At 68.3% G+C, this 20,989-nt stretch carries 17 protein-coding genes and 2 tRNA genes; 6 read left to right on the plus strand and 13 right to left on the minus strand.

The features are described from left to right. Positions 1-62: 62 nt before the first annotated feature. From ABIC21_RS15655 to ABIC21_RS15670, 4 genes are all read right to left on the minus strand, one after another. Complete coding sequence (locus ABIC21_RS15655; RefSeq protein ID WP_354351300.1) at positions 63-1,259, minus strand: glycosyltransferase; 1,197 nt, start codon at positions 1,257-1,259, stop codon at positions 63-65. A gap of 80 nt (positions 1,260-1,339) precedes the next feature. Beyond that, complete coding sequence (locus ABIC21_RS15660; RefSeq protein WP_354351301.1) at positions 1,340-2,269, minus strand: DMT family transporter; 930 nt, start codon at positions 2,267-2,269, stop codon at positions 1,340-1,342. Continuing rightward, positions 2,269-2,904 carry a CDP-alcohol phosphatidyltransferase family protein gene (locus ABIC21_RS15665; RefSeq protein WP_354351302.1) on the minus strand — a complete coding sequence of 212 codons (636 nt, stop codon included), beginning with the start codon at positions 2,902-2,904 and terminating at the stop codon, positions 2,269-2,271. Before ABIC21_RS15665 ends, ABIC21_RS15660 begins: the two co-directional genes overlap by 1 nt. A 55-nt stretch (positions 2,905-2,959) precedes the next feature. Next, entirely contained in the window at positions 2,960-3,853 is an 894-nt protein-coding gene (locus tag ABIC21_RS15670) for a phage holin family protein (protein ID WP_354351303.1), read from the minus strand. Between the two features lie 183 nt (positions 3,854-4,036). Here ABIC21_RS15670 and ABIC21_RS15675 point away from each other — a divergent pair, with 183 nt between their 5' ends. Next, on the plus strand, positions 4,037-5,260 hold the full coding sequence (locus ABIC21_RS15675) for a multidrug effflux MFS transporter (RefSeq protein WP_354351304.1): 1,224 nt from the start codon (positions 4,037-4,039) through the stop codon (positions 5,258-5,260). Positions 5,261-5,721: 461 nt separating this feature from the next. Beyond that, positions 5,722-6,129 (plus strand): hypothetical protein, encoded by a 408-nt coding sequence (locus ABIC21_RS15680; protein ID WP_354351305.1) that lies wholly within the window; start codon positions 5,722-5,724, stop codon positions 6,127-6,129. Positions 6,130-6,205: 76 nt separating this feature from the next. Here the strand turns inward: ABIC21_RS15680 and ABIC21_RS15685 are convergent. The 7 genes from ABIC21_RS15685 to ABIC21_RS15715 all read right to left on the minus strand — a co-directional run bounded on the left by ABIC21_RS15685 (position 6,206) and on the right by ABIC21_RS15715 (position 14,115). Next, positions 6,206-6,278: transfer RNA gene (locus tag ABIC21_RS15685), tRNA-Asn, on the minus strand. Positions 6,279-6,414: 136 nt separating this feature from the next. Further along, a tRNA-Asn gene (locus tag ABIC21_RS15690) sits at positions 6,415-6,487 on the minus strand. A 114-nt stretch (positions 6,488-6,601) separates the two neighbouring features. Further along, the gene (gene dnaG / locus ABIC21_RS15695; RefSeq protein ID WP_354351306.1) at positions 6,602-8,551 is read right to left on the minus strand and encodes a DNA primase; all 1,950 of its coding nucleotides are present in this window, start codon (positions 8,549-8,551) and stop codon (positions 6,602-6,604) included. Between the two features lie 73 nt (positions 8,552-8,624). Next, on the minus strand, positions 8,625-9,914 hold the full coding sequence (locus ABIC21_RS15700) for a deoxyguanosinetriphosphate triphosphohydrolase (RefSeq protein WP_354351307.1): 1,290 nt from the start codon (positions 9,912-9,914) through the stop codon (positions 8,625-8,627). Then, a complete protein-coding gene (gene dusB, locus ABIC21_RS15705) occupies positions 9,907-11,088 on the minus strand; it encodes a tRNA dihydrouridine synthase DusB (protein ID WP_354351308.1) in 1,182 nt (393 codons plus the stop codon). The genes ABIC21_RS15700 and dusB overlap by 8 nt, the downstream gene beginning before the upstream one ends. A 64-nt stretch (positions 11,089-11,152) precedes the next feature. Then, positions 11,153-12,568 carry a YibE/F family protein gene (locus tag ABIC21_RS15710; RefSeq protein ID WP_354351309.1) on the minus strand — a complete coding sequence of 472 codons (1,416 nt, stop codon included), beginning with the start codon at positions 12,566-12,568 and terminating at the stop codon, positions 11,153-11,155. 173 nt (positions 12,569-12,741) lie between these two features. Further along, positions 12,742-14,115, minus strand: coding sequence for an FAD-binding oxidoreductase (locus ABIC21_RS15715; protein WP_354351310.1), 1,374 nt, complete (start codon positions 14,113-14,115; stop codon positions 12,742-12,744). Between the two features lie 232 nt (positions 14,116-14,347). On the opposite strand from ABIC21_RS15715, the gene ABIC21_RS15720 reads away from it, so the two are divergent. The 4 genes from ABIC21_RS15720 (at position 14,348) to ABIC21_RS15735 (ending at position 18,347) form a co-directional block, all read left to right on the plus strand. Beyond that, entirely contained in the window at positions 14,348-15,103 is a 756-nt protein-coding gene (locus ABIC21_RS15720) for an alpha/beta hydrolase (protein ID WP_354351311.1), read from the plus strand. A 74-nt stretch (positions 15,104-15,177) separates the two neighbouring features. Next, positions 15,178-15,993, plus strand: coding sequence for a DUF1295 domain-containing protein (locus tag ABIC21_RS15725; protein WP_502936013.1), 816 nt, complete (start codon positions 15,178-15,180; stop codon positions 15,991-15,993). A 1-nt stretch (position 15,994) separates the two neighbouring features. Further along, on the plus strand, positions 15,995-16,825 hold the full coding sequence (locus ABIC21_RS15730; RefSeq protein WP_354351312.1) for a lysophospholipid acyltransferase family protein: 831 nt from the start codon (positions 15,995-15,997) through the stop codon (positions 16,823-16,825). 73 nt (positions 16,826-16,898) lie between these two features. Beyond that, positions 16,899-18,347: a short-chain fatty acid transporter gene (locus ABIC21_RS15735; protein ID WP_354351313.1), complete on the plus strand. Its 1,449-nt coding sequence runs from the start codon at positions 16,899-16,901 to the stop codon at positions 18,345-18,347. Between the two features lie 83 nt (positions 18,348-18,430). Here the strand turns inward: ABIC21_RS15735 and ABIC21_RS15740 are convergent, their stop codons facing one another. Beyond that, complete coding sequence (locus ABIC21_RS15740; protein ID WP_354351314.1) at positions 18,431-19,435, minus strand: GNAT family N-acetyltransferase; 1,005 nt, start codon at positions 19,433-19,435, stop codon at positions 18,431-18,433. A 2-nt stretch (positions 19,436-19,437) separates the two neighbouring features. Continuing rightward, entirely contained in the window at positions 19,438-20,823 is a 1,386-nt protein-coding gene (locus ABIC21_RS15745; protein WP_226758443.1) for a glycine--tRNA ligase, read from the minus strand. Positions 20,824-20,989: the final 166 nt, after the last annotated feature.

The following is a 20,989-nucleotide window of genomic DNA, read 5'->3' on the forward strand; positions in this document are numbered from 1 at the left end:
GGCCCCGCGCGGGGCCGGAGGGTTCCGGGCGAAAATCACTCTAACAATAGTAGTGCCCCGGGTCAGACGACGAAGTCGTCGTAGCTGGCGCCGCGGTACAGATCCTCGAAGGCCTGCAGGGTGCGCTCGAGGCTGTGGCTCTCCACCAGGCCCCGGCTCGCCTTGCCCATCGCCGCCAGCTCATCGGCGGGCAGCGACAGCACGCGGACCATCTTGGCTGCGAGGTCGTCGCTGTCGTTGGGCGTGAACAGGTAGCCGTTTTCGCCGTCGTGCACCAGATGCGGGAGCGCCATGGCGTCAGCCAGCAGCACGGGAGTGGAAGCCGACATCGCTTCCAGTGTCACGAGCGACTGCAGTTCGGCCGTTCCGGGCATGCAGAACAGGTCCGCCGCCAGGTAGGCCTTGCGGAGATCGGCGTCGCTGGCCAGGCCGAGGAACGTGACCCGGTCCTGCAGCCCAAGCCGGGCAACCTGGTCCTCCAGGGCGGGGCGGACTTCGCCGCCGCCAACGATCTCGAGGTGGACGTCCAGCTCCCGGGGCGTCTTGGCGACAGCGTCGATCAGGACATCGATGTGCTTTTCCTCAGCGAGCCGGCCAACGAACAGCACCGTGGGGCTCGGGTGGCGCTCCAACTCCTCACCGGGCTTGAGTTCGTAGGCCGCGGAGTCGATCCCGTTGGACAGCGGCAGGACCTTGCGGAGGAAGGCGTGCTGGTGCATCGCCTTGGCCGCCAGCGGCGTTGGGGTGGTGACGACGTCGGCCTGGCCCATGACCTTGCCCATGTCCTTCCAGGAAATGCGTCCCACGATGTCCTTGAACCACTGCGGGAACGGCAGGAACGGGTTCAGGTTCTCAGGCATGAAGTGGTTGGTCGCCACGATCCGGATGCCGCGCTTGACGGCCTCGTAGAGCACGTGCTCGCCGATCATGTAGTGGCTCTGGATGTGCACGACGTCGGGCTGGATCCGGTCGAACAGCAGACTGATTTCCTTCTTGATTTCCCAGGGGAAGGTGATCCGGAAGTATTCGTGCGTGGGAACTGAGTGTGAGCGGATCCGGTGGACCGTGCCTTCGTCGCTGAACTCGGTGTAGCTCTTGCCCTTGTCCGGCCGGCAGGCCAGGACGTGGACATCGTGTCCGCGGGCTTTCATGCCTCTAGCCAGGCGGTAGCCGAACATGGCCGCGCCATTGACGTGGGGCGGGTACGTGTCCGCGGCAATCAGGATGGTCAGCGGATGCTGGTTGTCGGGCATGGTCACGGGGAGAGCTCCTGGTGGTCACGGTGCGGGCAGCTGGGACTTGTGGTGGCCGGCTGGCCGCCGGCGCAGGCGTGCCGGGCCTACTGCTGAGGTCTGTTGACGTCCTGCGGCACCCGCCCCGCGGCCTTCCGCGCGTCCTTCTTGCGCTTGGTGACCTCGGGATGGTGCCTGGACAAGGCAATCACTCCCACGATAGCAAGCAAACCGGCAGCCCCCATCGCTATGGCCGTCACGGCGTGGACATCCGGGCGCAGCTCGCCGAGGATCGTGATGCCGATCCCGATGCCGACGATCGGGTCGATAACGGTCAGCCCGGCGATCACGAGGTCCGGCGGGCCGCCCGAGTAGGCGTTCTGAACGAACCACGAGCCAAGGACGCCCGCGGCGGCAATGGCGACCACCGAATACCACGGCACATTCAGCACGCCCAGCCCGTTCGGATCCAGCAGGTGCTTGCCGATGATGCGGGTCAGGACGGCCACGAAGCCGAACAGGATGCCAGCCCCCAGGATGTAGACGAAGGCGCTCATCCTTTGCCTGAACACCAGGGCGAGCGTCCCGAACAATCCGACAACCAGGGCCAGCAGCAGCACCACGGTCAACTCGTCGGAGGAGCTGACCTGGTGGGTTTCCTGGGTGACGGTGACTGCCAGGATCACGAACAGGGCCGAACCCGTAACGCATGCGGAGATGGCAACCACGGTGGCCCGGTTGATGCTCAGCCCCTGGTCCTTGGCGTTGACGATGGTGGTGATGACCAGGGCAATCGCCCCGATCGGCTGCACCACCGTCAGTGGCGCCATCACCAGGGCGACCGAGTTCAACGCCATGCCCACACACAGCAGCAGCAGTCCGAACACCCAGCGCGGGTTGCGGATCAGGCGAAGCATGCCGTGGTTGCTGAGTGCCAGTCCCCCGGTGTCCGCCTTGACAGCACTGCCCTGGCGCTGGGCGCCGAACGCCAGGCAAAACGCTCCCAGCACAGCAAGCAGGACAGCGAACCACACCATCAGCGGGTGCCGCCGTCGACGTCGGGCCCGAGGGTCTTGAGCTTTTTGCCCTTGCGGATGATGGCCCAGAAATAGTTGTAGCCGGCGATCCAATGCCCCATGAGCCCCAGCCCCAGGAAGATCCAGGCGGCGATGAGGTAGACCTCGGCGCCCGGGACAGGGAGCTTCGAGAGAACGAGCAGCGGAGTGCCGACCAGCAGGAGTGCTGTCCGGATCTTGCCGATCCGGCTCACGGGGAGGTCGGGGTGGCCGTGGAAGTAGTAGAGCGACAGTGCGAGCAGGATGGCGTCCGGGATCAGCAGCGCTGCGAGGTACCACCACTCGACGACACCGGCGATGACCAGCGTCACGGCAACCGCGATCAGCGACAGCCGGTCCGCGATGGGATCCATGACGCGCCCGAGGTTGGACATCTGGTCGTACCGGCGGGCGACGTAGCCGTCCACCCAGTCCGTGCTGCCCATGATCGCCAGGACGAGGGCGGCATAGCCGTATTCCTGCACCCCGAGCACCAGCCAGATGAAGAGCGGCACGCCGAGGAACCGCACCACGGTCAACACGTTGGGGATGGTGAAAAGCCGGTCGTGGTGGATCTGGGGCTGACCGGGCCGGGAACCAGCGCCGATGAACTTCATGCTGTTCCCCTTTCCATGGCCGGCAACGATCGGGCGTTGCAGTTCAGCGGGCTGCCTAGCCCTTGATCAGTTTGCGCAGCAGGAATACGAGGGCTGCGGCTGAGGCGGTGAGGGCGACGAGCGGCTTCCACCGCTGGCCCAGCCGGCCCGCCACGCCTGCGCCGTCAGTCCCGGCACCGGCGGACGTCCCGGGCCGCTGCGCCCGGCGGGCGGCCGCGGACCGAAGCCCGGCGACTGTGCCGCTGAGCTGTTCCTTGCCGTCCTGCAGTTTCGCCTGGGCCACGGCCAGGAGGGCCTGAGCCTGGTTCTTGACGTCGAGTTCCTCGTTGAGTTCGTCGCGTACGCCGGTCAGGTGGGCGCGGCGCTGGTCCAGCCGGCGTCGCAGTTCGGCTTCGGTGGGCGGCGGACCGAAGTCAGCCTCGGCGGCCTTCTTGGCTTCCTTTTCGGCCTTGGCCTTGGCTGCGGCCTCTTCCTTGGCGGCCTTGGCTGCCTTGTACTGCGCGGAATCCGGGTCCAGCACGGCAGGATCGAACGCGGAACCCTCCTTGGCGATGCCGAGGTCGTACTTCAGGCCCCGGATGGTGTCTTCGGGGACCAGCGGCAGGGCCTTCTTGAACTTGCCGACCCCGACCAGACCGGCGATCAGGGCGATGATCAGGAAGACGCCGCAGACCAGCAGGGCTGCGAGCCAGGCGGGCATGATTGTCGCGAGCCCCATGATGGCGGCGACGATGAGGCCGGTGACCAGGAAAGCGACGAAGACCAGCGCGACGGCGAGAAAGGCGGAGGCAACACCGACCTGGATGCCCTTACGCTTGAGCTCGACCTTGGCGAGGGCAATCTCGTCGTTGAGCTGCCGCGGAGCCAGTTTGAAGATCAGCTTCAAGGTCCTGGGCAGCGAGGAAATGCGCAGCCCCCCGTTTGTCCCGCCGCTGTGACGTCCGCTCATCGGTCCCGCCTAACTGGTTACGTCTGTGATTCCGCTTCCGCGGGCTTGCCGGTCTGCGCAGCTTCACGCACACCCCGGTGTCAAAACTACCATTCAGGCCCCCGGCCGCCGCGCGGGCGCGGGCTGTGGCGCGCCCTGCGCTGCACACGTGGTCGGCTGTCCTGCGCCCTAGGATTGACCTCTGTGACTACACCCACCAATCCCGGCGATTCCCTGAGCCGCCGCCGCAAGCTCCTCTACATTCTGATGCTCGGCGCCCTGACCGCTCTGGGACCCTTCACCGTGGACCTGTACCTTCCGGCTTTCCCGGCCCTGGAAGAGAGCCTGGCCGTGTCGGAGGCGGCCGTGCAGCTGACGCTGACCGGTACCACGCTCGGCTTTGCGCTGGGCCAGCTGGTGGTGGGCCCGCTGAGCGACAAGTTCGGCCGGCGGATGCCACTGATCCTAGCGACGGCGGTGCACATTGCGGCCTCCCTGGGGGCGGCCCTGTCGACCGACATCACGACGCTGGGCTTCTTCCGGGTGCTGATGGGCATCGGCGCCGCAGGCGGCGGCGTGGTGGCCATGGCGATGGTGCGGGACCTGTTCAGCGGTTTCGCCATGGTGCGGATGTTCTCCCGGATGGCCCTGGTGAACGGCCTGGCGCCGATCCTCGCTCCCGTGATCGGCTCGCAGCTGCTGCTGTTCATGCCGTGGCCGGGGATCTTCTTCTTCCTGGCCGGGTACGGCATGTGTGTCCTCATCGCAGCAGTGTTCGTCGTCCGGGAGACGCTGCCCCGGGAACTGCGCGGAAAAACCGGCATGACCGCCCGACAGCGCTACGGTGTCCTGTTCCGGGACCGGATCTTTGTAGGCCTGTTGCTGGTGGGCGGAATGAACTTCGCGGGGCTGTTCACGTACCTGTCCGCGTCGCCGTTCCTCTTCCAGGACGTCTACGGCTTCAGCCCGCAGCAGTACGGCCTGCTCTTCGGTGTGAATTCCCTGGGCATTGTCGCGGGCGTGCAGACCAGCTCGAGGCTCATCCGGAAGGTCCCGCCGCAGTGGATCCTGGCCTGCTCCACGGCGTGGATGTTCCTGATGGCTTTGTTGATCGTGCTCTTCGACCAGCTGGGCTTCGGGCTGTGGGGGGTCATGGTGCCGCTGTGGTTCTACATTCTCGGCGCCGGGTTCACGTTCCCCTGTGTGCAGGTGCTGGCGCTGGCCAAGCACGGCGCGCAGGCCGGCACCGCAGCGTCCCTGCTCGGTGCCGCCACCTTCCTGATGGCCGGCCTCATCTCGCCCGTCGTGGGCTGGCTCGGCGTCACGTCATCCACCCCGATGGGCGCCGTCCAGGCTGCGTGTATTTTCCTGGCCGCGGCCGCCCTCTGGCTGGTCGTCAGGCCCAGCACGGTCCCGCCCATCCAGTAGCCGCCTCCGCGCGACCCACCACCCCGCGCGACCCCACCACCCCTCGGGACATGCCCAGTCTTCGCGCGCAGGAATGGGCATATGGGCACTATGTCCACGCGCCAGCCCCACCGCAGGGCATGTCCCCCCGCTGTGCCCGGGGCGGCGTGCGCGCACCCGGGAGGACATGCCCATTCTTCGCGGGCAGGAATGGGCATAAGGGCAATATGTCCACGCGCCAGCCCCACCGCAGGGCATGTCCCCTGCTGTGCCCGGGGCGGCGTGCGCGCACCCGGGAGGACATGCCCATTCTTCGCGGGCAGGGATGGGCATATGGGCACTATGTCCACGCGCCAGCCCCACCGCAGGGCATGTCCCCTCCGGCAGGTCCCCGCAGGAATGGGCATGTCCCCCTCGGGCGGGCCCGCGCAGTTGTCCGCCAGCCCTGTTGCCGCTCCACCGCGGGCGATAAAGTTATAGATGTGCCCCACTGGCAGGATCCTCCGCCGTTACCGGCCACGTGGCAGCGGTGCGACACCGGAATCCTGCCCCTGTGGTGGGATCGCCTGTGCAGCCAGACCAGCCAGCAGTCGGCGGCACTCTTCGCGGCCGGCCTGTTCACCGAGGACCGCCGGCGCCCGATCGCCCAGTGGTACAACCCGGCTTTCGACTCGGCGCTCCTGGTCGCCCCCGAGACGTCCCCCGAGTGGCCCGTGCAGCGCTTCGGCATTTTCTACGCCCCGCCCGGCGGCGGCTTCACCCAGGTGCACTCCGCCCCGCACGAGTGGCATCCCCGCGAACCCCGCACGTCCCCCACCGAACTCGAGGCCTTCCGTGCCGCCGTGGCGGAGGCGGAGAGGTTCCTGCAGGTGGAGATGTACTTCGTCTGAGCACACAAGAGACCGCCGTAAGAGGGCACAAAAAAGGTCCCGCAGTCGGATATTCACCGGCTGCGGGACCTGTCCGCTCCTCCTGCTGGACTTGAACCAGCAACCCTTCGATTAACAGTCGAATGCTCTGCCAATTGAGCTAAGGAGGAATGAAGCAGGTATGACATTAGCAAAGGTTTTGCCGCTTAGGAAATCGGCCGGCCGCCTTCCCCGCCGTAGCCCGCCAATACCCCCTCCGGGTATAAAAAAGTCCCCGCCCCGGTGACCCGGGACGGGGACTGCGCGCTCCTCCTGCTGGACTTGAACCAGCAACCCTTCGATTAACAGTCGAATGCTCTGCCAATTGAGCTAAGGAGGAATGAAGCGGATATAAGCCTAGCAAACTCCCTGCCGGGAAGTGAAATTGGGCCCGGCGGGACAACACAACGGGCCAACACGGCAGGGCAACCAGACCCGACGGTTGGCCCGAGGATCAGGCCTCCGCGCGCAGGGACCGCCGCTGCATCTCCAGCTGCATGAGCTCGCGGTTGAGCCGCTGGAAGTCCTCCGGGTCGGCGGCCGCGTCCAGCCGCTGCAGCTGCCCCATCTTTTCGGCCTTGACCCGCGTGATCTGCAGCTCGAACAGGCGCGCCAGGATGTCCCGGCAGTAGCGCAGTACGCCGTCGGCGGTGCTGGCCGGCAGAGGGACCACGGCAAGCTCGGACACGAGCGGGCGGAGCGGCTCGGGCACCTCCTGCAGCAGCTGTTCCACCCAGCGCACAGGGTCGCCCGCGGAGGCCAGGCCGGTGGCCCGGATGGCCTCGTGGATGGCCAGGTACGCGGGCGTGGAGAACCTTGCGTCCGAGAACCGCTGCCAGGTCTCGCCTTCGAGCATCGCAGGCTGCTGGAGGGCAACCTCCAGCGCCTGACGTTCCATCGCTGCCACGGGGTCGCGCGGGTCGGGGCGGTTGAAGGACGGCAGTACGGGCGACGCCGGCAGGGGCGCCACCCCGGGGGCGGATCCCCCGCCGGTCACCGTAGGGTACCCGGAGCCTTGGCCGCGGCCCTGCCCCTGATACGGCCCCGAACCGGCTCCGCCCGACGGCGCCTGGGCGGCACGCTTGGCGGCAGCGCCCACGGCGCGGCTGACTTCCTCGACCGGCATGCCCAGCCAGCCGGACAGTTCCCGGGCGTAGGCGGGACGGATGCCGGCGTCGCGGATCTGGGCGACGACCGGGGCGGATTCCCGCAGGGCGGCGATCCGGCCCTCGACCGTGTCCAGGTTGTGCCGCTTCAGGGCGGCACGGATGGCGAATTCGAACAAGGGGCGGCGGGTGGCGATCAGGTCCCGGACGGCGGCGTCGCCCTTGGACTGGCGCAGCTCGCACGGATCCGCGCCGCTGGGCTCCACAGCCACGTAGGTCTGCGCCACGAACCGCTGGTCCTCCTCGAAGGCCCGCAGGGCAGCCTTCTGGCCGGCGGCGTCGCCGTCGAAGGTGAAGATGACCTCGCCGCCGCTGCCGTCGTCGGAGAGCAGGCGGCGGGCAATCTTGATGTGCTCGGTGCCGAAGGCCGTGCCGCAGGTGGCGACCGCGGTCGGAATCCCGGCGAGGTGGCAGGCCATCACGTCGGTGTAGCCCTCCACCACGACGAGCTGCCGGTCTTTGGCGATGTTGCGTTTGGCGAGGTCGATCCCGTAGAGCACCTGCGACTTCTTATAGAGCGCCGTCTCGGGGGTGTTGAGGTATTTGGGGCCCTGGTCGTCCTCGTAGAGCTTGCGGGCGCCGAAGCCGATCGTGTCGCCGGCGATGTCGCGGATGGGCCAGATCAGCCGGCCGCGGAACCTGTCGTAGATCCCCCGCCCGCCCTCGGAGAACATCCCCGTCAGTTTGAGCTCGGGGTCCGTGTAGCCGCGGCCACGGAGGTGCTTAAGCAGCGAATCCCAGCCCTGCGGGGCGTAGCCGACGCCGAACTGGTCGGCCGCGGCGCGGTCGAAGCCGCGGGCGTGCAGGAAGTTGCGGCCCTCGGCAGCGGCCGGGGTCAGCAGCTGGGCGCGGAAGAATTCGTCCGCGACCTTGTGGGCGTCGAGCAGCCGCTGCCGCCGGCCAACGTCCTCGCGGTTCGGTCCGGAGCCGCCGTCCTCGTAGCGGAGCTCGAAGCCGATCCGGGCGGCCAGTTTTTCCACGGCTTCGTGGAACGAGGTGTGGTCCAGTTTCTGGACAAAGGAGATGACGTCGCCGTCCTCGCCGCAGCCGAAGCAGTGGTACCTGCCCACCTGGGGGCGGACCGTGAACGAGGGCGAACGCTCGTCATGGAAGGGGCAGAGGCCTTTATAGGAGCCCAGTCCCGCGCCCTTGAGCGTCACATAGCCGTCGACAACTTCCTTGATGTCCGTGCGCTGGCGTACTTCGTCGATGTCTTCACGTTTGATCAGGCCGGCCACATTGCCATCCTAGTCGCCGGGTTCGACAGTAATGGCGCGCAGCAACGCACTGCGCGCAAGGTCACCAGATCCGTCACCACAGTGACGGCAGGCTGCCCACGAGCCGCTCGTACATGGCCAGCGCGGAGCCGTCGGTCAACGACGCGACCTGGTCAATCACGACACGCAGCCTCGCCCCGTCGTCCTCCGCGTCGCGCCAGTCGGCGGCGAACATCGGCTCCAGGTGGCGGTCCCCGGTGGCGCTCAGCGCCGTCACGAGGGCATGCAGGACCTCGCGCTGGCGTTCGTAGATGGGCTGCCGGTGTTCGGTGGTCATCACGAACGTGGTGGCCAGGCCCTTCATCACGGCGATTTCCATGACGGTCTCGTCCGGAACGATCAGCTCCGCGTTGTAGCGGGTCAGGTTTTCCGGGCCGTAGACGGCGCGCGTGGATGCCAGCGCGCTCTGGCAGAACCGGCCGATCAGCTGGCTGGTCATGTCTTTGAGCGCCGCCATCGACTTGCGGCTGCCATCGGCCTCGCGCACCCAGACGCTCGTGGCTTCGAGCCGGGCCAGGGCAGCGTCAATCGCGGCAGGGTCGTTGTGCGGCAGGTACCACTGCTTGGCGTAGCCGACCACCCGGGCACGGTGGTCCGGATTGTCCATCCAGCGCAGCTGGAAGTGCCCGGCGACGATCGCGTCCTCGACGTCGTGCACCGAGTAGGAGATATCGTCGGCGAGGTCCATGACCTGCGCCTCGAGGCAGGAACGGCGTTCCGGGGCGTCCTCGCGGATCCAGTCGAAGATCGGCAGGTCATCCTCATAGGCGCCGAACTTGCTGGTCCGCTCGCCGTGGATGACGGGAGCGTTGGCAGCCGACCACGGGTACTTCGCCGCGGCGTCGAGGCTGGCACGGGTGAGGTTGAGCCCGGCCGGGCGACCGTCCGTGGCGAGGACCTTAGGTTCCAGCCGGGTCAGCAGGCGCAGTGTCTGGGCGTTGCCTTCGAAGCCGCCGATCGCGTGGGCGACCTCGTTGAGCGCCGATTCGCCGTTATGGCCGAACGGCGGGTGGCCGAGGTCGTGGCTGAGGCAGGCGGTGTCCACGACGTCGGGGTCGCAGCCCAGGGCACGGCCCAGTTCGCGGCCCACCTGGGCCACTTCGAGGCTGTGGGTGAGGCGGGTCCGGACGAAGTCGTCGGTGTCAGGGGCCACGACCTGGGTTTTGGCCCCGAGCCGGCGCAGTGCCGAGGAGTGCAGCACCCGGGCCCGGTCGCGTTCAAAGTCGGAGCGGTACGTCGACTTGGGCGGTTCCTCGACCCAGCGGGCGGAGTCCCTGGCCACATAGCCGTCCAGTACAGGAGCGGTGGTCCTGGTTTCAGCCACCGGACACGTCCAGTTCCGCGTGGCAGATCTCACGCGACTGATCGGCGTCCATGTTGCGGTCCAGCAGCCAGTCCTTGGGCAGGGCGGGCTTCTTGGGCGACCCGGCGCGGCCGCGGGGGCCCTCGGCGTCGACGCCGGGGTACGGGGAATCGAGGTCCAGCTGGTCCAGCGTGTCGCGCAGGACCTCGAGGCTGGTCACCATAGCCAGCTTGGTCCGCAGTTCACTGCCGACGACGTAGCCCTTGAAGTACCAGGCCATGTGCTTGCGGATCTCCCGGAGCGCCTTGCCTTCATCGTTGCCGAATGTTTCGACCATCAGCTGCGCGTGGCGGTACACGCCTTCCGCCACCTGCCGCAGGGCCGGTTTGTGGCGTTCGTCGCTGCCCTCGAAGGCCGCCATGAGGTCGCCGAACAGCCACGGGCGGCCCTGGCAGCCGCGGCCCACCACCACACCGTCGACGCCGGTCTCGCGGACCATGCGGATGGCGTCCTCGGCGGACCAGATGTCGCCGTTGCCGAGCACGGGGATGTCCGGCAGCGCCTCGCGCAGCCGGGCAATCGCGGACCAGTCGGCCTGGCCGGAGTAGAACTGCGCGGCGGTGCGGCCGTGGAGCGCGACGGCGGCGACGCCGGAATCGCGGGCGATCCGGCCGGCGTCGAGGTAGGTCAGGTGGTCCTCGTCAATGCCCTTGCGCATCTTGATGGTCAGCGGGACGTTGCCCCGGGAGGCTTCCTTGACCGCGGTCTGCACGATCGAGGTGAACAGATCGATCTTCCAGGGCAGGGCCGAACCGCCGCCGCGCCGGGTCACCTTGGGCACGGGGCAGCCAAAGTTGAGGTCGATGTGGTCCGCGCGGTCCTCCTCGACGAGCATCCGGACGGCCTGGCCGACGGTGACGGGATCCACACCGTAGAGCTGGACAGACCGGACCTTCTCGTCGTCGTCGTGCGCGATGATGCGCAGGGATTCCGGCGTGCGCTCCACGAGGGCGCGGGAGGTGACCATCTCCGCGACGTACAGGCCGCCGCCGTATTCACGGCACAGCCGGCGGAACGCGGAGTTGGTGATGCCCGCCATGGGAGCCAGGATCACGGGGGTGTCCACCGTAATGGGGCCCAGCTTCAGGGGCGGGAGTTCCAGCTTGGGGGCGGGAGGGGTTGCTACAACAGTCACCTGTTCATTGTCTCAAATCCGGGCAAATCGGCCGGATCCGCGCCTGCTATGTGGAAACCGGGGGTCAATCCCGTGCGGCAGCGCGCCGACCGCGGCGCCCGGCCGGCGCATCTGCGAAGGCCTCGTCGGGGTCGCCGGCGGCGACCTCCGGCCGGCGGTCGGCGGCAAACTCCGGCCGTCGGCCGGCGCCGATCTCCGGCGAGGGGGCGGCGTCGTCCGCGCCGCCACGGGTCTTGATTCCGGTCGCCTTCACCACGAGGACCGCGATCAGCGTGGTGACCGGGATGGCCAGGACCAGCCCGACGGAACCGACGAGGGTGCGGATCACTTCCTCGGAGAGCTCGGCGCTGGTGAGGGCGTCGCCGAGCGGCCGCTCGTAGAGCATCACCAGGATCAGCACCGGCAGCGCCGCGCCGGCGTAGGCGAACGCGATGGTGTACACGGTGGAGGCAATGTGGTCCCGGCCGATCCGCATGGCGGAGGTGAAAAGCTGACGGGCGGAGGTTTCCGGGGCCAGTTCCCACAGTTCCCAGACGGCCGAAGACTGTGTGATGGTGACGTCGTTGAGGACGCCCAGGCCGGAGATGATGAGGCCGCACAGGATGATGCCGGAGATGGAGATGTTGCCCGAGATGTTCGCGAGGGTGGCGGAGTCGTGGCTGCCGACGCCGGCGAGGTTGGCGGCGTCGGTGGCCCAGGCCGCCAGCAGCGCGGTGATCGCGAGGCCGAACATGGTGCCCAGCAGCGCCGTCGAGGTCCGGGCGGAGAAGCCGTGGGCGAAGTAGAGCACCCCGATCATGATCACCGTGGATCCCACCAGCGCCAGCAGGAGCGGGGGCTTGCCCTCCACCAGCCCCGGAAGCATAAACGACACCAGTACCCCGTAGGCGCCGACGAGCCCGATCAGCGCGCGCAGCCCGCGCCAGCGCGCCACCGCGATGACAACGGCGGCGTAGAGGACCGCGAGGAAGACGATCGGCAGGGTCCGGACAAAGTCGACGAAGACATAGGCCGGCGTGCCCTGGGCTTCGGCGCCCTGGGCCTTGGAGAGGTTCAGGTAGCGGATGTTGTCGCCGGCCTTCACCCCGTGGGATTTGGCGACGTCGGGGTTGATGACGACTTTGACGGGGTTGCCGCCCCTGTCCGGGTCCGTGAACGCAAAAGTGCATTCCGATCCCTGCTGCGGGGCCGTTTCCGTCCCGTCCTGGCCCTGCGGGAGGGCGTCCATGCAGCTGCCGGTGACCACGCGCTGGATCTTGCCGGTGTCGAACGTGACGCCCGGCGCGGCCGCGTAGGGGCTGGCGAGCGTGATCCCCTCTTTGCTGCCCGAGGGCCACAGCAGCGCCATCGCCACGAGGGTCAGCAGCGTCAGCGGGATCAGGATGGCGGCCAGGATGAGGTTGGCCTTCTTCCGGGCAACGAGCGCCTGGGGCGTCGGATCCGCGTGTCCTTGCGGGGTGTGTGAATGTCCGGCGCCCATCAGCAGTTCAACCTCATGCCGAAGACTTTACGGCGTTTCCCGGTCCCGACCTGACGAGGCGGCCGTGCCGGGGCGCCGTTATGACGCACGGCGGCCGGCGGCGGACGCCGTTAGGGCGCACGACGCCGGGGCCGGCGCCGGTGTCCCCCGGCGCCGGACCCGGCCGCGTCCGGTCAGGCCGGCGTGATGTTCTGGTTCACGTGGAAGAGGTTCTGCGGATCGTACTTGGCTTTGACCTCCCGCAGGCGCTTGTAGTTCGGCCCGTAGTTCTCCGCGACCCTGCCCTGGTCGTCGCCGTCCATGAAGTTGATGTAGCCCCCGGGAGCAGAGTGGGGCCGCAGCGCCGCCGCATATTCCCGCACCCAGGCGACGTTCGCGTCGTTATCCGTCGGATCCTGCCAGAAGGCGGCAATGACCGGGGCGAACTTCACGGTCCGGTTGGCGAAAGCAGTTTCCGTCGGACCCACCCGTTGCACCGCTCCGTCAATGGGGTAGAGGTGCACTGCGGTTTGCACGGTGGGAATCGTTGCCCCGTAGCGGATGTGCTCCTCGATGGCACTGTCAGTGAGCTCCGGCAGGAAGTCAGCCTTCCAGTAGCTCAGGAGGCCCTTGGGCTGCAGGGCGTCGAAGGCCTGGTTCAGGGCCGGGTAGGGCATCGGTCCCACCATGGAGCCAGCCACGGGTGCGACGTCGAGGAACGGCTGCCAGCGGGCGGCCCCCTCGGCGGGATCGCCGGTCCACATCCCCACCACCACGCATACCGGCTTGCCATGCCACTCCTCGGGCAGGAACGGCACCGGGGGTCCGAGTGCGAATCCCAGGAAGGCTCCCAGCTCTTCGGGCGCAGACGCCAAATGCTCCCGATAGAACTTCGACACCGTTTCAGCATGCTCCAGGGGGTAGGCGATGATGCCGGCATGGACCATGTCCACGGGATGCAGGCCGAATTCCAGCGAGGTCACGACACCGAAGTTCCCGCCACCGCCGCGCAGGGCCCAGAAAAGGTCGTCATTCTCGCTCTCACTGGCCGTCAGGAACTTCCCCTCCGCTGTGACGACGTCGGCCGAGATGAGATTGTCGCAGCTGAGCCCATACTTGCGGCTCAGGTAGCCAATGCCCCCGCCGAGGGTGAGCCCGGCGACTCCCGTCGTCCCCACAATCCCGCCCGTGGTCGCCAGCCCGAAGGCGTGGGTGGCGTGATTGAAATCGGCCCAGGTGGCCCCCGCCTCGGAGCGTGCCGTCCGGCTCGCCGGATCGACCCGGACGCCCCTGGTGTTGACGAAGTCGATGACCAGCGCGTCATTCCAGGTGCCGAAACCCGGGGCGCTGTGCCCTCCCCCTCGGATGGCGAGGTCCAGGGAATTGTCCCGGGCGAAGTTGACGCTGGCGATCACATCCGCCACCTGGGATACCCGGACCACGGCCGCCGGCTTCTTGTCGATCATGCCGTTGTGGACCGCCCGCGCCTCGTCGTAGTCCGCGTCGCCAGACGTGATGACCCGCCCGCGGACCTGCCCGCGCAGGCTATCGAAGCTGCTTTCGTTCATTTTCTGTACCGTCGATTTCGTCGTGGTTTCCGACCCGGACGGTGGTCTGTGCTCCCAGCCGGCATGGCGTCCGGAGGTTTACGAGCACAGGCTTACTCCTCCGGCCCCGTCCCGTCAAGGGGATCCGGCCGGCGCCGGGCGGACCCCATCCTTCGGGCCCGCCGCTCCGAATGTTCACTGTGGGCCCTGCGCCCTATGGTTGGAATTGACGGACAAGATGTGGAGGAGTGGCGTGGCCATACGCAAGATCGACGACCGCGAATCTGTGCCGGCGGGTCCCGGGGCGGACGCCAGGGCCGTGTTGAGCATTGTCCCGGCCAGCGGGGAAACCCGGGGAGTCGCACTGGTCCTGCACGGCGGGCGGTCCAAAAGCTTCGAATCCGTGCGCGGCAGGCACCTGAGTCCCGCCCGGATGCTGCCCTTCGCCCGGGCACTTCACAACGGCGGCGCACGCGACGGGCTGGCGGTCTGGACACTCCGGAACCGGTACCGGGGCTGGAACGGGAAGGACATGTCCCCCGTCCAGGACGCCCGCTGGGCGCTCTCCCACATCAGCCGCGAGCACCCCGGCGTCCCCGTTTACCTCCTCGGCCACTCAATGGGCGGCCTGACCGCGCTCTGCGTCGCGGACCACCCCCAGGTGGAAGCCGTCGTCGCCCTGGCGCCCTGGCTCGATGCCCGGACCCCGGTGAAGCCCGTGGCCGGCCGCCGGATCCTGATTGTCCATGGCACCATGGACCGCTGGACCAGCCCCGCGAACTCGCTCGCCTACGCCCGCCGGGCCGACGGCGTCGCCAAGTCCGTGGACTACGTCGCGCTCAAGGGTGCCGGGCACTTTATGTTCCGCCGGGTGGGCCTGTGGAACTCGCTGGCCAACGGCTTCATCCTCGACACCTTCGCCGCCCGTTCAGGCCACGACCCCCGGGGCGGCGCCGACGCGTTCCGCAGCCTCCTGCCCGCCTCCGCCGGCCTCCCGGTGGTGCTGTGATGCCGGACTTCCCGCTCGGGGCTTTCCCGTTGGGGGCTTTCCCGTTGGGGGCTTTCCTGGCCAGCCTCCCCTGGGTGGCTCTGGGCCTCGTGGTGCTGCTGGCCGGCACCTTCGCCGTCGCCGTCCGCCAGAGCCGCCATTCCGTCATCGACACCGTCTGGGGCCTCGGGTTCGTCGTCGTGGCCGCCATCTCCTGGTTCCTCTCGGCCGGAGAGGGCGACGGCGGCCGCCGCCTGCTGCTGCTGGCGCTCGTGGCGGTCTGGGGCATCCGGCTCGCCCTCCACATCGGCCTGCGGGCCCGCGGCGGCCACGAGGATCCGCGGTACGTGGACATGCTCTCCTCCGCCCCCGGGTCCCGCAACGTCTACGCGCTGCGCAAGGTCTACCTGCCGCAGGGCGTGATCCTCTTCTTTGTTTCGCTCACCGTCCAGGTGGGGATGTTCAGCACAGGAAGCCTCGGCTGGCTGGCGTGGCTGGGCGTGGTGCTCTGGGTGGTCGGCTTCGTCTTCGAGACGGTCGGGGACTGGCAGCTGGCGCAGTTCAAGGCCGATCCGGCCAGGCGCGGCACCGTGCTGAACACCGGACTGTGGCGCTACACCCGGCACCCGAACTACTTCGGCGACGCCGCCGTCTGGATCGGGATCTTCCTCGTCGCGGCGGATTCCTGGCCGGGCGTGCTGACGGTCCTCTCGCCAGCCCTCATGATCTGGCTGCTCGCCGGGAAATCCGGCAAGCCGCTTACCGAGAAGGCCATGTCCGCCCGCCCCGGCTACAAGGAATACGTGGAATCCACCTCGGGCTTCCTGCCCCTGCCGCCCCGCCGTCCCCGCAACGGCGGGCACCAGCCGGGCGGACACCAGCCGGGTAGACACCAGCCCGGCGGCCGCTAGGATGCCGTGGCGGCCCCGGCCCAGCGACCGTTTCTACCGCGTCATCGTCCGCACCGGGCTGGCGCTGCGCCGGCTGTTCCGGATCCGGGTCATCGTCACGGGACGCGGGCACCTCCCCGCACCGGAGCACCTCGGCGAAGCACCGAGCGGCCCGTCCCGCCGCGTCGTCCCGGGCCGGGGCGCCGTCGTTGCCATCACCCATTTTGGTTACCTCGACTTCGCGTTCGCCGAGCTGCTGCTGTGGTGGCATACCAGGGCACAGCTGCGCTTCCTGGTCACCCAGGCGGCCGCCGACCACTGGTTTGCCGGGCCTGCGGTCAGCGCCGCCGGGCACGTCCCGGTGGGGTACGAGAGCGGCACCCACGCCTATGACGCCGCCGTCGCCCGGCTCCGCGCGGGCGAGTACATCGCGATCCTGCCGGAGGCCGGCGTCAGCCGCAGTTTCCGGGTGCGTGAATGCAAAACCGGGGCCGTACGGATGGCCGCCGAGGCCGGAGTGCCCGTCATCCCCGTGTCCGTCTGGGGTGCCCACCGGCTGATGACCCGCCGCCACGGATTCTCCCCGGCCCGCGCCTGGCGGGCCCCGGTCCGGATCCATGTCGGCGAACCGATGACCGTTGACCCGGCCCGGGACGCCGGGCAGGCCACCGAAGAGCTCCGCCTGGTCCTCCAGGCCGGGATCGATGCCTGCATCGCGGACTTTCCCCTGGCGCCGTCGCCGGGCGCGTGGTGGATGCCGGCGGACCTCGGCGGCGGGGCACCCACCGACGAGGAACGGCAGCGCCTGGATGCGGCCGAGGGTCCGCGGCGCGCCGGCCGCCGGCGCCGATAAGCCCGGTTTCCGCGATCGTCTTGACTAAACTCTGCCGGGTACAAAATCGCACTCAATGGAGAGGTACTCCTCTGTGGCAAACACAGTCCTGACGAAAAGCGGAATCGGCGAAGAACGCGGTCTCGCCCGCATAGCCCAACGGATAGCGGCATGGACCGAGAAATGGTTCCCCGACGCCTACATCTTCGCCCTGGCCGGCGTTATTATCATCGCGGTGGCCGCGCTGGCCATCGGCGCCTCACCCCAGTCGATCGCCGATTCCTTCGGCAACGGATTCTGGGACCTGACCGCGTTCACCCTGCAGATGGCCATGGTGGTGCTCACCGGCTACGTTGTGGCCACGTCCCCGCCCGTGGCCAGGCTGATCAGCCGGCTGGCCCTCATCCCGGCGACCGCCCGCACCGCCGTGAGCTTCGTGGCCCTGATGTCCATGTCGGTGTCCTTCCTCAACTGGGGCCTCAGCCTCATCTTCGGCGGCCTGCTGGCCCGCGCCATCGCCCGCCGCAAGGACCTGACCGTCGACTACCGCGCGCTCGGCGCCGCGGCGTTCATGGGCCTCGGCGCGGTCTGGGCGCTCGGCTTGTCCTCCTCAGCGGCGCAGCTGCAGGCCACCGCGGCCTCGCTGCCGCCGGCCCTGCTGAAGATCACCGGCATCCTCGACTTCGGGACCACGATCTTCACCTGGCAGTCGCTGCTCACCCTGGCCATCCTGATGGCACTCACCACGGTGATCGCGCACTTCTCGGCACCCGAGGGCGGCGCCATCCGCACCGCGGAGGACCTCGGCGTCGACCTTGACGACGAACCGAGCGAACCGGAGCCGCGCTCCCGCCCGGGCGAGTGGCTCGAATACAGCATGATCCTGCCTATTCTGGCCGGCATCCTGACGCTCGGCTGGCTGGTCTCGCAGTTCCTGACCAAGCCCTTCCTCACCGTGGTGAGCAGCCTCAACGGCTACCTGCTGGTCTTCCTCATCCTGGGCCTGGTGCTGCACGGCACGCCGCGGAACTTCCTGCAGGCCGTCACCAAGGCCGTCCCGGCGACGGCCGGCATCCTGGTCCAGTTCCCGCTCTACGCCGCGATGGCCGCGATCCTGACCAAGGCCACCGGCCACGGCGGGATGACCATCTCCGCGCACCTGGCGGAGTTCTTCACGCAGATCGGCAGCGGAGGCGGCTTCGCCGTCGTCATCGCGCTGTACACGGCCCTGCTGGGCCTGCTGGTCCCCTCCGGCGGCGGAAAGTGGCTGGTGGAGGCGCCGTATGTGATGCAGTCCGCCACCGATGTGCAGATGAACCTCGGCTGGACCGTGCAGATCTACAACATTGCCGAGGCCCTGCCGAACCTGATCAACCCGTTCTTTATGCTGCCGCTGCTGGCGGTGCTGAGGCTGCGGGCCCGCGACCTGGTCGGCTTCACGTTCCTGCAGTTCGTCTTCCACCTGCCGGTGGTGCTGCTGCTCGTCTGGCTGCTGGGGATGACGTTCGACTTCGTTCCGCCGGTGATGCCGCCGGGCAAGTAGCCTGAAACGCAACTGACCCGCAGCTGTGGCCGTTTCTACGCTTCATAACGGCCACAGCTGCGGGTCAGTTGGGTTGAGGGGGCCTACGCCGGGTCGGAGACCACCAGGGTCTCGGCGCCCTGGAGGCGGGCTTTGCCGCTTTCCAGCAGCGGCTTGACGACGGCGCGCAGCGCCTCCATCGAGTCGTCCAGTTCCAGCAGCACCGGGTGCTGGAACGCAATCAGGGCCAGCAGGTCCCGGACGGCGGCCTGGGCCTCCTCCGCGGAGAGCTTCGGATCGTGGCCCAGGAACACATCGGTGGGCTGGGCCGCCGGGGCAGCGCCCTCCCCTGCTGCCGTGTCTGCGGGGGCAAGCTCCGCATAGCTGATGGCGAACGCCTCGAGCCGGCCCTTCCTGCTCGCCGGCACGCCCTGGCCGAAGGCGCTGGCCTTCGGCGCCCGCAGCACAATGGCACCGTGGGCCCCGCTGAGCTCGTCGAGGAACAGCCGCTGGACCGTGGCGATACTGAGGTCCCCGGGGCTGTCCCAGCCGTGCACGGACGTGTAGTACCGGCCCACGACATCACTGAGTTCCACCGAACCGGTCGCAAGATCCTCGACCTGCTCGGAGGCGGCGGCCTCGGAACCGTCGCCGAAGACGGGCAGCCGGAGGGCACCGGGGTCGATGACGACGAGCCGGGACCGCTGGATCGGGGCCAGCCCCGCCGCCTCGGCGAAGGCGGCCCCGGGCGTGCCCGGTTCCACCTTGGTCCGGAGCCGGGAGACACCCGACGGCGACTGCGCCGCTTCGTGCCGGAGCATGGTCAGCAGCGTCGAGCCGACGCCGGTGCGGCGGTGGTGCCGGTCGACCTCGATGTAGGCCCAGAGCCGTTCCGGGTGCAGCGAAGCCTCGTGGACCACGCCGGCCGCGACCGGGATGGCCACGCCGTCGACGACGTCCTCGGCCACGATGCAGCGGCGCCAGGGGGCGTTGCCCGAGGGCGCCAGGGTGCCGCGGAACTGCCGGGCCTGCTCGGTTTCGGGCCCGCCCCAGATTTCCAGCAGGGCCAGGTCATCGCCGTCGCGCCATTCGCGGTATGCGATCGCCATGGTCAGGCGCCGATCAGGCGTGCGGCCAGGTAGCCCTCCACCTTGTCCAGGGAGACGCGTTCCTGGCTCATGGTGTCGCGTTCGCGGATCGTGACGGCCTGGTCGTCCAGGGTCTCGAAGTCCACGGTGATGCAGAACGGGGTGCCGATCTCGTCCTGGCGGCGGTAACGGCGGCCGATGGCGCCGGCGTCGTCGAACTCGATGTTCCAGCTCTTGCGCAGCTGGGCGGCGAGGTCCTTGGCCTTCGGGGACAGGTCCTCGTTGCGGCTCAGCGGCAGCACGGCTGCCTTGACCGGGGCCAGGCGCGGATCGAGCTTGAGCACGGTGCGGATGTCGACGCCGCCCTTGGCGTTGGGCGCCTCGTCCTCGGTGTACGCGTCGATCATGAACGCCATGAAGGAGCGGGTGAGGCCGGCGGCCGGTTCGATCACGTACGGGGTGTAACGCTCGTTGGTGGCCTGGTTGAAGTAGCTCAGGTCCTGGCCGGAGGCCTTCGAGTGCGTGGACAGGTCAAAGTCCGTGCGGTTGGCGATGCCCTCAAGCTCGCCCCACTCGGAGCCGTGGAACCCGAAGCGGTATTCGATGTCGGTGGTGCCCTTGGAGTAGTGGCTGAGCTTTTCCAGCGGGTGCTCGAAGAAGCGCAGGTTGTCTTCCCGGATGCCGAGGCCGGTGTACCAGGACATCCGCTCCTTCATCCAGTACTGGTGCCACTGCTCGTCGGTGCCGGGCTCGACGAAGAATTCCATTTCCATCTGCTCGAACTCGCGGGTGCGGAAGATGAAGTTGCCCGGGGTGATCTCGTTGCGGAAGGACTTGCCGATCTGGCCGATCCCGAACGGGGGCTTCTTGCGCGAGGTGGTGAGCACGTTGGAAAAGTTCACGAAGATGCCCTGGGCCGTTTCGGGGCGCAGGTAGTGCAGGCCTTCCTCGCTGGCCACCGGGCCGAGGTAGGTCTTGAGCAGGCCGGAGAATTCCTGGGGTTCGGTCCATTCGCCGCGGGTGCCGCAGTTGGCGCAGGCGATGTCCTTGAGGCCGTTCTCGGCGGGACGGCCCTTCTTCTCCTCGTATTCTTCCTCGAGGTGGTCGGCGCGGTAGCGCTTGTGGCAGGAGAGGCACTCGACCAGCGGGTCGGAGAACACGTCGACGTGGCCGGATGCTTCCCAGACCTGGCGCGGCAGGATGACGGAGGAATCCAGGCCGACGACGTCTTCGCGGCCGCGGACCACGGACTGCCACCACTGGCGCTTGATGTTTTCCTTCAGCTCGGCACCGAGGGGCCCGTAGTCCCAGGCAGAACGCGAGCCACCATAGATCTCACCGGCCTGGAATACGAAACCCCGTCGCTTGGCGAGGGAAATGATCTGGTCGAGGACGGACTTTGCTGCCATGGGAACTCCACTTTCTACAGGGCCGCTGGGTGCGGTCCGCGGTCTCAGCCCCGGGACCCCGGCTGGTTGCCGGACGGGGCACTACAAAAACGCAAATTTTAGGCACGGAACATGCACATGCCCCAAGCCCACATCCCGGGAGGGGGTGCTGCATGATGGCGGTGCA

Source organism: Pseudarthrobacter sp. PvP090, from assembly GCF_040547365.1.
Taxonomy (GTDB): Bacteria; Actinomycetota; Actinomycetes; order Actinomycetales; family Micrococcaceae; genus Arthrobacter.

Coding starts and splice junctions, on each gene's coding strand:
- ABIC21_RS15660 (WP_354351301.1), bottom strand. CDS start 2,269: ATGGTGTGGTTCGCTGTCCTGCTTGCTGTGCTGGGAGCGTTTTGCCTG.
- ABIC21_RS15665 (WP_354351302.1), bottom strand. CDS start 2,904: ATGAAGTTCATCGGCGCTGGTTCCCGGCCCGGTCAGCCCCAGATCCAC.
- ABIC21_RS15670 (WP_354351303.1), bottom strand. CDS start 3,853: ATGAGCGGACGTCACAGCGGCGGGACAAACGGGGGGCTGCGCATTTCC.
- ABIC21_RS15710 (WP_354351309.1), bottom strand. CDS start 12,568: ATGGGCGCCGGACATTCACACACCCCGCAAGGACACGCGGATCCGACG.
- ABIC21_RS15715 (WP_354351310.1), bottom strand. CDS start 14,115: ATGAACGAAAGCAGCTTCGATAGCCTGCGCGGGCAGGTCCGCGGGCGG.
- ABIC21_RS15730 (WP_354351312.1), top strand. CDS start 15,995: ATGCCGTGGCGGCCCCGGCCCAGCGACCGTTTCTACCGCGTCATCGTC.
- ABIC21_RS15740 (WP_354351314.1), bottom strand. CDS start 19,435: ATGGCGATCGCATACCGCGAATGGCGCGACGGCGATGACCTGGCCCTG.
- ABIC21_RS15745 (WP_226758443.1), bottom strand. CDS start 20,823: ATGGCAGCAAAGTCCGTCCTCGACCAGATCATTTCCCTCGCCAAGCGA.